Raw genomic sequence first — 12004 nt, 5'->3', positions numbered from 1 at the left:
AAACCGTTACACACTTTTCCTGGAATTGCTCTAGCGTTCTGATGGGTTAGCGCGTCGGAACCGGGTGTTCGCCGCGATAGTCGTAGAAGCCGCGTCCGGTCTTGCGGCCAAGCCAGCCGGCCTCGACATATTTTACCAGCAGCGGGCAGGGGCGATATTTCGAATCCGACAGGCCGTCATGCAGCACCTGCATGATCGACAGGCAGGTGTCGAGGCCGATGAAGTCGGCGAGCTGCAACGGCCCCATCGGATGGTTGGCGCCAAGCTTCATGGCGGTGTCGATGGCGTCGACCGAGCCGACGCCCTCGTAGAGCGTGTAGATCGCCTCGTTGATCATCGGCAGCAGGATGCGATTGACAATGAAGGCCGGGAAATCCTCAGAGACGGTGATCGTCTTGTCGAGCTGCTTCACAAAGTTCTTGGCTGCCTCGAAGGTCTGGTCCTCGGTGGCGATGCCGCGCACCAGTTCGACCAGCTTCATCAGCGGCACCGGGTTCATGAAATGTATGCCGATAAAGCGCTCGGGACGGTCGGTCTGCGCGGCGAGCCGAGTGATCGAAATCGACGAGGTGTTGGTCGCCAGGATCGCTTCCGGGTTGAGCTGCGGACAGAGCTGGGCATAGATCTTGCGCTTGACCGTCTCGTCCTCGGTCGCCGCTTCGATCACCAGATCGGCACCGGCGAGATCGGCCATGGCGGGAGCCGCCGAAATGCGCGCCATCGCATCGTTGCGCAGCTTTTCGTCAAGCTTGCCGGAGCCGACCTGGCGGGCCATGTTGCCGCTAACTGTGGCAATGCCCTTCTCGATACGGTCGGGCGAGATATCGTAGATCAGCACCTTGAAGCCCGAAAGCGCGGACACATGCGCGATGCCGCCGCCCATCTGGCCGGCGCCAATAATGCCGATCGTCTCGATCTTGGCCATTTGCAGCGATCCCGTCGAAAAGGCCTTAGCGGCCTGCTTTTTGTGCAGTGCAAACTAAAAGGGTGGGGCAGCTTCGTCTACCCCACCCTTCACAATTTAATACGCTTTGGCAGAGAGCGTCAAAGCGCCTTTTGCAGCTCCGGCAGGATGACGAAGAGGTCGCCGACCAGGCCGTAATCGGCAACCTGGAAGATCGGCGCCTCTTCGTCCTTGTTGATGGCGACGATGACTTTCGAATCCTTCATGCCGGCAAGGTGCTGGATGGCGCCGGAAATGCCGACGGCAATGTAGAGGTCGGGAGCCACGACCTTGCCGGTCTGGCCGACCTGCCAGTCGTTCGGGGCATAGCCGGCATCGACGGCAGCGCGCGAGGCGCCGACGGCGGCACCGAGCTTGTCGGCGACCGGCAGGATGACTTCCTGGAACTTCTCCGCCGAGCCGAGCGCGCGGCCGCCCGAGATGATGATCTTGGCCGAGGTCAGCTCCGGACGGTCGGTCTCCGACAGCTTGTTCTCGACGAAAGAGGACAGGCCTGGGTTAGCCACTGCCTTGACGGTCTCGACCGCGGCCGAACCACCTTCGGGCGTCGCCTGGAAGGAAGCGGTGCGCACGGTGATCACCTTCTTGGCGTCGCTCGACTGCACCGTCTGGATGGCGTTGCCGGCATAGATCGGACGCTTGAACGTATCCGGCGAAACCACCTCGATGATTTCCGACACCTGCGCGACATCGAGCAGGGCCGCCACGCGCGGCGCGATGTTCTTGCCCGACGAGGTCGCCGGGGCAATGATGGTGTCGTAGGCGCCGGCCAGCGAGACGACGAGTGCCGCCGTCGGTTCGGCGAGGCGCTCGGCCAGTTCGTCGGCCTCGGCCAGCAGCACCTTGCTGACGCCCTTCAGCTTGGCGGCGGCATCGGCAGCACCCTTGGCGCCCTTGCCGGCAACCAGCACATGCACGTCCGAACCGATCTGCAGGGCAGCCGACAGCGCCTTGGCGGTCTGGTCGGAAAGGCTTGCATTGTCGTGTTCTGCGATGAGGAGAATGGTCATTTTTCTGTTCCTTTCCCGATCGCTTACAAAACGCCGGCTTCGTTCTTGAGCTTGTCGACCAGTTCGGCGACGCTCTTGACCTTGACGCCCGCCTTGCGGCCACTCGGCTCCTCGGTCTTGATCACCTTGAGGCGCGGCTTGACGTCGGCGCCGTAATCGGCCGGGGTCTTTTCGTCGAGCGGCTTCTTCTTGGCCTTCATGATGTTGGGCAGCGAGGCGTAGCGCGGCTGGTTGAGGCGAAGATCGGCGGTGACGATCGCCGGCATCTTCAGCTCCACCGTCTGCAGGCCGCCATCGACTTCGCGCGTCACCTTGGCCTTGTCGCCGTCGAGCACCACCTTGGAGGCGAAGGTGCCCTGTGCCCAGCCGAGCAAAGCGGCCAGCATCTGGCCGGTCTGGTTGGAATCGTCGTCGATCGCCTGCTTGCCGAGGATGACGAGGCCGGGCTGTTCTGCCTCAACAACGCCCTTCAGCACCTTGGCGACGCCCAGCGGCTCGGTCTGTTCGTCGGTCTTGACCAGGATGGCGCGGTCGGCGCCCATGGCGAGCGCGGTGCGCAGGGTTTCCTGCGCCTGCTGCGGACCGATCGAAACGACGATGATCTCTTCGGCCTTGCCAGCTTCCTTCAGCCGGATCGCCTCTTCCACCGCGATCTCGTCAAACGGGTTCATCGCCATCTTGACGTTGGCGAGTTCCACCGCCGAACCATCAGCCTTCACGCGAACCTTGACGTTCGCATCCACAACCCGCTTCACGGGCACAAGGATCTTCATTTGCCTGTCACCTCTCCTGAGATATTCGGGCGCGCTATAGCAGCGTGCGCCACTGCAGAGTTGTCGAAAGCCGACATTCCTGACTGAATTCCGGCATTACGGAATTCTGGCCGGACGGAATTCTTGTCTTCTGCCGCCTAACGGTGGCGTCCTCCGTAGTTGTGGCAACGCAACACGTCAATATGCCAAGGCAGCGGCCAAACCACTCAAATCGGTTCAGTCCGAGCTGGGAGCGCTGCCGCGGCCCCAGCGCGTCGCCGGTTGCGTGGGCGCGGGATCGGCTGGTGCCGGCCCGGTGGAGACGGACGGCTGATCGGCGGGTTCGGGTTCGCCGTCGTCACCGGCGAGCAGCGGCACGCCACGGCTGCGCATGATGAGCACCAGCACGCCGCCGGCAATGATGCCGCCAATATGGCAGGCCCAGGATATCTGGTTTTCGCCGCCGGCGGCAAACATCACCACCTGGAAGCCGATCCACAGGATCAGCGGAATGAAGGCCGGGATACGCAGCGGAATGCGGGCGAAGACCAGCACCCAAACCTTCACGCGGGGATAGAGAACCAGGTAGGCGGCGACGACCCCTGCGATGGCGCCGGAGGCGCCGATCAGCGGCACTTGCGAATCCCAGGCGACGAGTCCCTGGAAAGCGGCTCCGGCGATGGCGCACAGCAGGTAGAAGATGAGGTAGCGGATGTGGCCGAGCGCGTCCTCGACATTGTCGCCGAACACCCACAGGAACAGCATGTTGCCGCCGAGATGGAAGATATCGGCATGCAGGAAGGCATAGGTGATGTAGCTCAGGCTCTCCGGAATGACGATGAATTCAGGTGAGAGCTCTGCCGTATTGTGGACAACCGAAGGAATGAAGCCGAGGCCGAGCACGGCCGCGTTGTTGAAATTTTCGCCGCCGATCGTGGTGACGAGAAAGACCAGCGCGTTGGCCGCGATCAGGCCGATCGTCACATATTGCAGCCTTATGTGGCGCAACCTGTTGGTGTCGTAAAGCGGGATAAACATGCCCCAGGCCCTCTCCCGCCTTCGAGAAAACTCAGCGGTTCTTGCCGGGCACCCATAACACGTCGGCATTTCCGTTGTCATTGACCGCACGGGCGGCCACGAACAGAAAGTCGGAGACGCGGTTGATGTATTTCAGCCCCTCGCGGTTGACGTGCTCGGCCGGGTCCTGCGCCAGCGCCACCATGATGCGCTCTGCCCGCCGCGCCACGGTTCGGGCAAGATGCAGGGCCGCGGCCGCCGGCGTGCCGCCGTTGAGCACGAAGGATTTCAGCGGTTTAAGCTCCTTGTTGAGGAGGTCGATGTCTTTTTCGACGCGGTCGGTCTGCGAGGCGATGATGCGTAGCGGCTCGTAGTCCAGCGGCTTGCCGTCGTCAGGCACGGCGAGATCGGCGCCGAGATCGAACAGGTCGTTCTGGATGCGGGACAGCATCGCGTCGATCGCGGGATGGCCAGCTGCGGTGTGCAGGCGAGCGATGCCGATGCAGGCATTGGCTTCATCGACGGTCCCATAGGCATCGACGCGCAGGTCGGATTTCAGCCTGCGTTCACCGGTGCCGAGGCCTGTGGTGCCGTCGTCGCCGGTGCGGGTGTAGATCTTGTTGAGCTTGACCACGTCGCCTCCCGAACGGCGTTCACTTGCGGGTGAAATACACCACCAGCAGGATCAGCGCCAAGGCCACGGCCTGCAATAGCACACGGGCCTGCATCAGCTTGTTGGAGGTGACGCCGTCGCCGCCGCGCATCATGTTGATGAGGCCGCGGACCAGCACGATCAAGACCGCGGCCATGGCCACAACGGCGAGGATTTTGAAGACGGTGACCATCTAGCGGCTCCAGTTCGTTTCGCTCAGGCGCGCCTGGCAAGCACCCGGTAGAGCATCGATGCCGGCAGGATGCGCTTGAGCATGACGCCGATTCTGGCCGGCACTGTTACCACATAGTGTGGGCGTGGGCGCCGCGACAGAAGTGCATGGCGCAAGGCCGTGTAGACCACCTCGGGCCCCGGTTTCAGCCGCGATGAGCTGCCGCCGGCCGTGAGCCGCGCCAGTTGTGCGGCATAGGCGACGTGGTGGACGGAATTCTCGTGGTCGATGTTTTTCAGAAACCAGAACAGGCCGTTGCTGGCGATCTTCGACGTCACCGGCCCCGGCTCGATCAGCGAAACGTGGACGCCGCTGCCTCGCATCTCCTGCCGCATGCACAGCATGAGACCCTCCAGCGCGTGCTTGGAGGCTGAATAGGCGCCGCGAAAACGCACCGGCGCCAGCCCAAGGATGGAGGAGCAGTGGACGAGACGGCCATGGCCCTGGCGGCGCATCACCGGCACGAGGCGTTGGGTCAGGTCGTGCCAGCCAAAGAAATTGGCCTCGAACTGCTCGCGCAATGCCGCAACCGGCAGGTCTTCGACGGCGCCCGGCTGTGCATGGGCGCCGTTATTGAATAGGGCGTCGAGGCGTCCGCCTGTTCGTTCCAGCACCGATGCCACAAGGGCGGCGATCGACTCCGGCTCGCGGTAGTCGAGGTAAAAGGCCTCGATGCTGTCGGCCTCGAGCGCGGCGATGTCTTCAGGCTTCCGCGCCGTCGCGAACACCCGCCAGCCATCCGCCTTCAGCGCCTGGGCGCAATAGGCGCCAATTCCGGAAGAGGCACCGGTGACAATGATGGTGCGCAATTCTTTCGCCGGTGGGCGCGTGGTTTGAGCAAGGGTTGCCATTTGCCACAATCCCTTCCCATATTCGCGGCGTCGAGACAATCGAAGGGAACGCGGCTCTTGATGCGGAATATCGTCGTGCTGCGCCGCGTGCTCTATGACGCGCTTGGCCATTTCAACACCGACGACGGCTGGGCGATGGCCAGCCATCTGGCGATCACTTCGCTGATGGCGCTGTTTCCGTTCCTGATCTTTGCCACCACGCTGGCGAGTTTCCTGGGCGCGCAGGCGTTCGCCGATACCGCCGTGCATCTGGTCTTCGATACCTGGCCCGAGCAGATTGCCAAGCCGATCGCGCGCGAGGTGCTCAACGTGCTGACCGTGCGGCGCACCGATCTTTTGACCTATGGCGTGCTCCTTGCCGCCTATTTCGCCTCCAACGGCATCGAGGCGCTGCGCACGTCGCTCAACCGCGCCTACCGCGTCGCCGAGACGCGCGGCATCATCTACCGCCGGGTGCAGAGCATCGTCTTCGTGCTGATCGCGACGGCCGGGTTCCTGGCCATCAGCGTACTTCTGGTGTTCGCGCCGCTGCTCGCGCGGCTCGCCGAAGCCCATATCGAAGGTATCAAGCCCTATATGGGCACGATCACGCTGTGGCGTTTCATCATCGCCTCGACCGTCATTGTCGGCGGGCTGTTTGCCGTGCATTTCTGGCTGCCAGCGGGCAAGCGCCGCCTCGTCTCGATCGTACCGGGCATCCTGTTCACGCTTGCCGCATGGCTTGTCGGCTCAACCGTCTTTGCCACTTATCTCGATCACTTCTCGTCCTATGTCACGACCTATGCCGGGCTCGCCTCGATCATGATCGCGGTGGTTTTCCTGTACATGTTATCGGCGATCTTCATCCTCGGCGGCGAACTCAACGCCGCGATCAGCCGCTATCTTGAAGCGAGGGCGCGGGTCGGATGAGAGGAATTGACGAATTGACGAATTGAGGAAGTGAGGAATTGAGGAATTGAGGAAAAAAGGGGCCATATCTGGCGCCGTGTGCTTTTTTCTCCAATTCTCCAATTCTCCAATTCTCCAATTCTCCAATTCTCCAATTCTCCAATTCTCCAATTCTCCAATTCTTCAGTTCCTCAATTCCCCGGTTTTTCCGTTGGCCGGCCGAGCCGTGGCGAGCCCAACGCCCAATGTCGCGATCGCCATGCCGACAATCTGCACGAGGCTGAGCTGTTCGCCGAACAGCGCCCAGGCGATGACAGCCGTGACGGCCGGAACCAGGTAGAACAGCGACGCGACCTTGGACATCTCGCCGTCGCGGATCATCACCATCAACAGGAAGATGGCGCCGATCGACAGCACCAGCACCAGCCAGGCCATGGCAAAGATCAGCTCGCCATTGATGACGACCGTGTGGGTCTCGAAGGCCAGTGAAGCCAGGATCATCAGCGCGCCGCCGCCGATATATTGCCACATCGTCGCCGCCACCAGGTCGCCGCCCGACGCATAGCGCTTCTGCCAGATGGTGCCGGCGCTCATGCCCAGCACCGAGACGAGCGAAGCGACCAGCGTTTCCGGCGTGACGCCGCCGCCGAGCGCGCCGAGCTTCGGCCACAGCACGATGACGACACCTATAAGGCCAACCGCGAGGCCGGCCCAGTGGCGCGGCAGGATGGCCTCGCCGAGGAACTTGCCGGCAAGCACCGCCGTGATCAGCGGCTGCAGGCCGACGATCAGCGCCGAAAGCCCGGCCGGCATGCCTCGGTGGATCGCCCAGAACACCGCGCCGAGATAGACGCCATGCATGAGGATGCCGGCGACGGTGGCGTGAAGCGCTTCGGCCCTTGTGGCGCGCTTCGAGCCAAGCACGAGCATCAGGCCGGCGAGCAGCAAGGCGGCAATGACAAAGCGGGCCGCCAGGAAGGTGAAGGGTTCCGCCCATGGCATGACATAACGCGCACCGATGAAGCCGGTCGCCCACAGGACGACGAAGGAGGCGGGGATGAACCGCTTGAGACTGTGCATTTTTTGGGGGAAGCCGTTTCCGGTGGAGGCCGATTGGGTGAAGAGACAGATACCGCAATTGCTCTAATGCGGTTCAATCCGGCAAGCAAAGCGAAACAATTGATACATAAGCTTATTCTGATGTAGGGGCGGCCGAATTCAAAGGGCGGCGTCAGGGCAATCGACTTCCGACGATCGATCCGGCGACGAGGCGTTTCGGCCAAAAAGGAGCGCGCATGCTGTTGCATCTCGACACAAGCTGGCTGCTGATGACGGTTGCCAGCGTGGCCGTGTTCGGCTTCTTCTTCGGCTCGGCGCTCGACGCCATCATGCAGGAGGATGGTTTTGGGTCGACCGGCAACACGCTGCTGTTCACGCTTGGCTTTTTCGTTGCGATCATGGTCGCGAATGAGCACGGCATCGTCCTTAGAGATCTGAAGCTCGCGGTTGCCTGGGGACTGGGCGGCGCCTTCGCGTTTATCGCCGCGTTGGCGCTGCTCAAGGCGGGGCTGGCCCGCCTTTAGCTAGAGTCCGACCAGCCGCCGGACATCGTCCGGTGAAGCGCCTGCCTGCCTGAGTGCGGCAAGGCCGGTATCGCCAAGACTCTTCGACAATTTGCGCCCATCCGGTCCAAGCACGAGACGATGGTGGAAATAGTCCGGCTGGCCGAGGCCGAGCAGTTCCTGCAGCAGGCGCTGGATGCCGGTCGCGGAATAGAGGTCGCGGCCGCGCACGACATGGCTGACGCCTTGCAGCGCGTCGTCGACGACGACGGCCAGGTGATAGCTGGTCGGGATGTCGCGGCGCGCCAGGATGACGTCGCCCCAATCCTGCGGCCGGGCCTCGACACGCTGCGTCGCCGACAGCGTCTCGTCGGTGAATTCGCGCCAGGACAAATCCGTGCCGAGACGTGCCCGTGCCGCTTCGACGTCGAGGCGCCAGGCGAAGGGCGCATTGTCGGCGATCCGGCGGTTGCGTTCGCTGATCGGCAGCGCCTTGTCGGCGGGGGGATAGAGCGGCACGCCGTCGGGGTCGCGCGGCCAGTCGCGGCCGCGCTTTTCGCTGCCGGCGATAAAAGCCCTGATCTCGCCACGGCTCATGAAGGCGGGATAGACGAGCTCTTCGCGGATCAACCGGTCGAGCACGGCCTGATAGTCGGCAAAATGCTCGGCCTGGCGGCGCACCGGTCGTTGCCATTCGAGACCTAGCCATGCGAGGTCGCGAAAAATGCCGGCCTCGAATTCCGGCCTGCAGCGCGTCGTGTCGATGTCCTCGATGCGCAGCAGCAGGCGGCCGCCGGCAGCGCGCGCCAGTTGCTGGTTGAGCAGCGCCGAATAGGCATGGCCGAGATGCAGTTCGCCATTCGGGCTCGGCGCGAAGCGAAATGTCAGGAGCGTCATATCTAAGGCGGCTTGTCGGTTGTGCAGGGGTTTTGCCAATTGCTACTTTGCTGCTCATCGGCCGACAAGGATACCATGCAACGCATCGCGACACTGGACGACATAGCGCGGGGGCTGGATGCGCTTTGCACTATCGATCCGCGGCTGGAAAAGGTGCGAGGCATGGCCGGCGAGGTGCCGTTGCGGCTGTCGGAGCCGGGGTTTCGTAGCCTCGCCTCGATCATCGTCTCGCAGCAGGTCTCCCGCGCGAGCGCCGATGCCATTTTCGGCCGGCTGGTGAAACTGGTCGATCCGCTGACGCCGCAGGCGATCCTCGCTTCCGGCGAGGACATGTTTCGCGAGGCCGGGCTATCGCGGCCGAAGCAGCGCGGTCTGATCGCGGTTGCCCAGGCCGTGGTCGACGGGCTCGACCTGCACCACCTCTGTTCGCTCGATGCCGAGGAGGCGATCGCGGCGATGACAGCGGTGCCGGGCATCGGCCCGTGGACGGCGGAAGTCTATCTTCTGTTCGCCGCCGGCCACCCCGATATTTTCCCCGCGCGCGACGTCGCGCTGCAGAGCGCGGTCGGCCATGCGCTGGGCATCGAGCCACGTCCGCCGGAGAAAACACTCATCGCGCTGGCCGAATCATGGAGCCCGTGGCGAGGTGTCGCATCGCGGCTTTTCTGGTCCTATTATCGTGAAACCAGGGGCAGGGACGCCGCGCCGCCGGCCTGAAACCGCAAAAAAGCATGAAAATCCTGCATTTTTGCCGCTTTTGGCGAGCGACAATCCGCTTCACATCCCTGTCATGTCGGGCTTACAGTATCCGCGCCGATCGGGTCTAGAACGAGGAGGTCAACAAGGTGACGGTTGCCGTATCTCCGGATGGGCTTCCCGCGCTGGTGCTGAATGCGGATTACCGTCCGCTCAGCTATTACCCCTTGTCGCTCTGGTCCTGGCAGGACGCCATCAAGGCGGTGTTCCTCGACCGGGTCAACATCGTCGCCGAATACGAGCATGCGGTGTCTTCGCCGACCTTCTCGATGAAGCTGCCCAGCGTCGTCAGCCTGAAGGCCTATGTGAAGCCGTCCCGGCACCCGGCTTTCACCCGCTTCAACGTCTTCCTGCGCGACCGCTTCCAGTGCCAGTATTGCGGTACGCCCGAGGATCTGACCTTCGACCACGTCATCCCGCGCCATCGCGGCGGGGCAACGACATGGGAGAATGTCGTGGCCGCCTGTTCGCCTTGCAATCTGAGGAAGGGCGGCATGATGCCGGCGCACGCCAAGATGTGGCCGCTGCAAAAGCCCTACCAGCCGACCGTGCACGATTTGCACAACAATGGCCGGCTGTTCCCGCCCAACCATCTGCACGAAAGCTGGATGGATTATCTCTACTGGGATGTCGAACTCGAACCATAGAGTTCGGCACAAATCCGCCATGCTGGCCGCCTGACGCAGCTTTCTGCGCTTCCGGTGCTCACGTACTTAAGTACGCTCCGCTCCGGTTCTCGAAAGCCGCGCCATTCGACTCAGCCTGCCGAATTTCTGGACGAACTCTGCGTCGCGCTGAATTAATCGCGGGCCAGCGCGCCGCGGAAGGCGACGGCGGCGAGGATGAAGCTGGCGATGGCGTTCCAGCCGGCCAGCGACAGGCCGAGGATGCGGAGTGCCGCCTTGTCGCAGGACGGCGGCACGAATTTGTCGAGCGCGTCGAGCACGCCCTTGCCGCCGGTGTCGACCGGGCCGGCGCCGGCCGCGCAATCGGCCGGACCCTGCCACCAGGCCCATTCGACGCCCGAGTGATAGACGCCGAGATAGAGGCCGTAGAGCATCAGCAGGCCGCCGATGGCGAGCAGGCCGCGCGTCAGCCAGGCGGGCGCGCTGAGCATCGAGGAAATCACCGCCAGCAGCATCAGCGGCGCGCCGATATAATAGGGTGTGCGCTGCTCCAGGCAGAGATGGCAGGGGATGTAGCCGCCTATGTGCTGGAAGGCGAGCGCGGAGCCGACCGTGGCGGCCATGGCGATGGCGAGAAACAAAGCCGTGCGCGTCCGCTGGCGTCCGGTATCGGCATTCATGGTCGCTGTCATGGGTCTTCGTCCGTTGAATTCGCCGTCCGCCGGCATAGTTCTGAACCACCGCCCGCCTTGGGCGGTCAGAAGGCGTATTTGACCACGATATAGAGCGAAATCAGGGCAGCGGCCGCCGCGCCGGCGATCAGCCCGAGACGCTTTTCAATGAACTCGCGGATCGGCTCGCCATAGCGGCGCAACAGCCAGGCCAGGAGCAGGAAGCGGGCGCCGCGGGTGACGATCGCGAGCACGATGAACAGCAGCAGATTGACGCCGATGACGCCCGACAGGATGGTCACGACCTTGATCGGCGGCAGATGCGCGGCGCCCGAAGTGATCAGCATCAGGATGATGAAGCCGACGCCCGACGAGGTGCGCAGATGCTCGAACTCATCATATTTGCCGTAGAATTCGAGGATCGGCCTTGCCACCGCGTCATAGGCATAGTGGCCGATGAACCAGCCGGCGATGCCGCCCAGAACCGAGGCAACGGTGGCGATCAGCGCGTAGCGATAGGCGCGGTCGGGTCGGGACAGCGCCATCGGCAGATAAAGCACGTCGGCCGGCACCAGGAACACCGAGCTTTCGACGAAGGCGATGAAGGCCAGCCACCATTCAGCGGATTTGCGTGCCGCCAGCGACAAGGTCCAGTCGTAAAGTCCGCGAAGCATCGGCTCTCCTGATGCAGGTCGCCCAAACTGCGCAGCGGCTCGGGACAACGGCATGCACAAACATGATCGAAGCGCGCCACGTCGATCTCTCAGGCCGGGCGCGCTTTCACTCGCGGCCTGTCTAGAAAGATTTTCTGCGCCGCACAATGGCAGGAGCTACACGAAACCGAAAGGCGGGCTTTTGCCGCAAGCAGGGCAGGGCGGCGCATTTGGCCAGTTGACGAACAGGCCTCCAACCGTATAGTCCGCGCCCATCCAGGCCCTCAGGCCTGAGCCCCTATGGCGGAATTGGTAGACGCGCTCGACTCAAAATCGAGTTCCGCAAGGAGTGCTGGTTCGATTCCGGCTAGGGGCACCAAATATCTCCTGGAAATGCTTTATTTCCAGTAGGCTAAAGGAACACGGTGGATTTTGATCCACCCAAAATCCACCTTGGAATGCCTCGTTGGCAC

At 63.0% G+C, this 12004-nt stretch carries 15 protein-coding genes and 1 tRNA gene; 5 read left to right on the top strand and 11 right to left on the bottom strand.

Annotated elements, in window-relative coordinates; translation table 11 throughout:
- Positions 1 to 46 precede the first annotated feature (46 nt).
- The 7 genes from AC1D1N_RS25480 to AC1D1N_RS25450 form a co-directional block, all read right to left on the bottom strand.
- Positions 47 to 925: a 3-hydroxybutyryl-CoA dehydrogenase gene (locus AC1D1N_RS25480; RefSeq protein WP_112562255.1), complete on the bottom strand. Its 879-nt coding sequence runs from the start codon at positions 923 to 925 to the stop codon at positions 47 to 49.
- A 119-nt stretch (positions 926 to 1044) separates the two neighbouring features.
- Positions 1045 to 1974, bottom strand: coding sequence for an electron transfer flavoprotein subunit alpha/FixB family protein (locus AC1D1N_RS25475; protein ID WP_477351748.1), 930 nt, complete (start codon positions 1972 to 1974; stop codon positions 1045 to 1047).
- Between the two features lie 23 nt (positions 1975 to 1997).
- Positions 1998 to 2747, bottom strand: coding sequence for an electron transfer flavoprotein subunit beta/FixA family protein (locus AC1D1N_RS25470; protein WP_192258272.1), 750 nt, complete (start codon positions 2745 to 2747; stop codon positions 1998 to 2000).
- A gap of 216 nt (positions 2748 to 2963) precedes the next feature.
- The gene (locus AC1D1N_RS25465; protein WP_477351746.1) at positions 2964 to 3764 is read right to left on the bottom strand and encodes a rhomboid family intramembrane serine protease; all 801 of its coding nucleotides are present in this window, start codon (positions 3762 to 3764) and stop codon (positions 2964 to 2966) included.
- Between the two features lie 31 nt (positions 3765 to 3795).
- Positions 3796 to 4377 (bottom strand): cob(I)yrinic acid a,c-diamide adenosyltransferase, encoded by a 582-nt coding sequence (locus AC1D1N_RS25460; RefSeq protein ID WP_112562258.1) that lies wholly within the window; start codon positions 4375 to 4377, stop codon positions 3796 to 3798.
- A 19-nt stretch (positions 4378 to 4396) separates the two neighbouring features.
- Positions 4397 to 4588: a twin transmembrane helix small protein gene (locus AC1D1N_RS25455; protein ID WP_112562259.1), complete on the bottom strand. Its 192-nt coding sequence runs from the start codon at positions 4586 to 4588 to the stop codon at positions 4397 to 4399.
- A gap of 23 nt (positions 4589 to 4611) precedes the next feature.
- Positions 4612 to 5478, bottom strand: coding sequence for an SDR family oxidoreductase (locus tag AC1D1N_RS25450; protein WP_477351917.1), 867 nt, complete (start codon positions 5476 to 5478; stop codon positions 4612 to 4614).
- Positions 5479 to 5538: 60 nt separating this feature from the next.
- Between AC1D1N_RS25450 and AC1D1N_RS25445 the strand changes: the two genes are divergently transcribed.
- On the top strand, positions 5539 to 6387 hold the full coding sequence (locus tag AC1D1N_RS25445; protein WP_477351743.1) for a YihY/virulence factor BrkB family protein: 849 nt from the start codon (positions 5539 to 5541) through the stop codon (positions 6385 to 6387).
- 162 nt (positions 6388 to 6549) lie between these two features.
- On the opposite strand, the gene AC1D1N_RS25440 is transcribed toward AC1D1N_RS25445, so the two are convergent.
- Positions 6550 to 7446, bottom strand: coding sequence for a DMT family transporter (locus tag AC1D1N_RS25440; RefSeq protein ID WP_477351741.1), 897 nt, complete (start codon positions 7444 to 7446; stop codon positions 6550 to 6552).
- Positions 7447 to 7661: 215 nt separating this feature from the next.
- Between AC1D1N_RS25440 and AC1D1N_RS25435 the strand changes: the two genes are divergently transcribed.
- On the top strand, positions 7662 to 7949 hold the full coding sequence (locus AC1D1N_RS25435) for a hypothetical protein (protein ID WP_112562263.1): 288 nt from the start codon (positions 7662 to 7664) through the stop codon (positions 7947 to 7949).
- Here AC1D1N_RS25435 and gluQRS read toward each other — a convergent pair whose 3' ends face one another.
- Entirely contained in the window at positions 7950 to 8825 is an 876-nt protein-coding gene (gluQRS, locus tag AC1D1N_RS25430; RefSeq protein ID WP_477351739.1) for a tRNA glutamyl-Q(34) synthetase GluQRS, read from the bottom strand.
- 75 nt (positions 8826 to 8900) lie between these two features.
- Between gluQRS and AC1D1N_RS25425 the strand changes: the two genes are divergently transcribed.
- Both AC1D1N_RS25425 and AC1D1N_RS25420 read left to right on the top strand, forming a co-directional pair.
- Complete coding sequence (locus AC1D1N_RS25425; RefSeq protein WP_477351737.1) at positions 8901 to 9542, top strand: DNA-3-methyladenine glycosylase family protein; 642 nt, start codon at positions 8901 to 8903, stop codon at positions 9540 to 9542.
- 128 nt (positions 9543 to 9670) lie between these two features.
- Positions 9671 to 10228, top strand: a complete 558-nt coding sequence (locus AC1D1N_RS25420; RefSeq protein ID WP_008874122.1) for an HNH endonuclease — start codon at positions 9671 to 9673, stop codon at positions 10226 to 10228.
- Positions 10229 to 10380: 152 nt separating this feature from the next.
- On the opposite strand, the gene AC1D1N_RS25415 is transcribed toward AC1D1N_RS25420, so the two are convergent.
- A complete protein-coding gene (locus AC1D1N_RS25415) occupies positions 10381 to 10899 on the bottom strand; it encodes a disulfide bond formation protein B (protein WP_477351735.1) in 519 nt (172 codons plus the stop codon).
- A gap of 65 nt (positions 10900 to 10964) precedes the next feature.
- Entirely contained in the window at positions 10965 to 11552 is a 588-nt protein-coding gene (locus tag AC1D1N_RS25410) for a YqaA family protein (protein ID WP_112562267.1), read from the bottom strand.
- Between the two features lie 273 nt (positions 11553 to 11825).
- Between AC1D1N_RS25410 and AC1D1N_RS25405 the strand changes: the two genes are divergently transcribed.
- A tRNA-Leu gene (locus AC1D1N_RS25405) sits at positions 11826 to 11910 on the top strand.
- Positions 11911 to 12004: the final 94 nt, after the last annotated feature.

It is taken from the genome of Mesorhizobium sp. P2_B5, assembly GCF_056404775.1.
The sequence above is the reverse complement of the archived record's forward strand: the minus strand, read 5'-3'. Positions and strand labels throughout refer to the sequence as shown.

What these genes read in the sequence shown, in the direction of transcription:
- AC1D1N_RS25465 (WP_477351746.1), bottom strand. Translation starts at nt 3,764, where the DNA reads ATGTTTATCCCGCTTTACGACACCAACAGGTTGCGCCACATAAGGCTG.
- AC1D1N_RS25475 (WP_477351748.1), bottom strand. Translation starts at nt 1,974, where the DNA reads ATGACCATTCTCCTCATCGCAGAACACGACAATGCAAGCCTTTCCGAC.
- gluQRS (WP_477351739.1), bottom strand. Translation starts at nt 8,825, where the DNA reads ATGACGCTCCTGACATTTCGCTTCGCGCCGAGCCCGAATGGCGAACTG.
- AC1D1N_RS25410 (WP_112562267.1), bottom strand. Translation starts at nt 11,552, where the DNA reads ATGCTTCGCGGACTTTACGACTGGACCTTGTCGCTGGCGGCACGCAAA.
- AC1D1N_RS25470 (WP_192258272.1), bottom strand. Translation starts at nt 2,747, where the DNA reads ATGAAGATCCTTGTGCCCGTGAAGCGGGTTGTGGATGCGAACGTCAAG.
- AC1D1N_RS25450 (WP_477351917.1), bottom strand. Translation starts at nt 5,478, where the DNA reads ATGGCAACCCTTGCTCAAACCACGCGCCCACCGGCGAAAGAATTGCGC.
- AC1D1N_RS25415 (WP_477351735.1), bottom strand. Translation starts at nt 10,899, where the DNA reads ATGACAGCGACCATGAATGCCGATACCGGACGCCAGCGGACGCGCACG.
- AC1D1N_RS25480 (WP_112562255.1), bottom strand. Translation starts at nt 925, where the DNA reads ATGGCCAAGATCGAGACGATCGGCATTATTGGCGCCGGCCAGATGGGC.
- AC1D1N_RS25425 (WP_477351737.1), top strand. Translation starts at nt 8,901, where the DNA reads ATGCAACGCATCGCGACACTGGACGACATAGCGCGGGGGCTGGATGCG.
- AC1D1N_RS25440 (WP_477351741.1), bottom strand. Translation starts at nt 7,446, where the DNA reads ATGCACAGTCTCAAGCGGTTCATCCCCGCCTCCTTCGTCGTCCTGTGG.
- AC1D1N_RS25455 (WP_112562259.1), bottom strand. Translation starts at nt 4,588, where the DNA reads ATGGTCACCGTCTTCAAAATCCTCGCCGTTGTGGCCATGGCCGCGGTC.
- AC1D1N_RS25435 (WP_112562263.1), top strand. Translation starts at nt 7,662, where the DNA reads ATGCTGTTGCATCTCGACACAAGCTGGCTGCTGATGACGGTTGCCAGC.
- AC1D1N_RS25445 (WP_477351743.1), top strand. Translation starts at nt 5,539, where the DNA reads ATGCGGAATATCGTCGTGCTGCGCCGCGTGCTCTATGACGCGCTTGGC.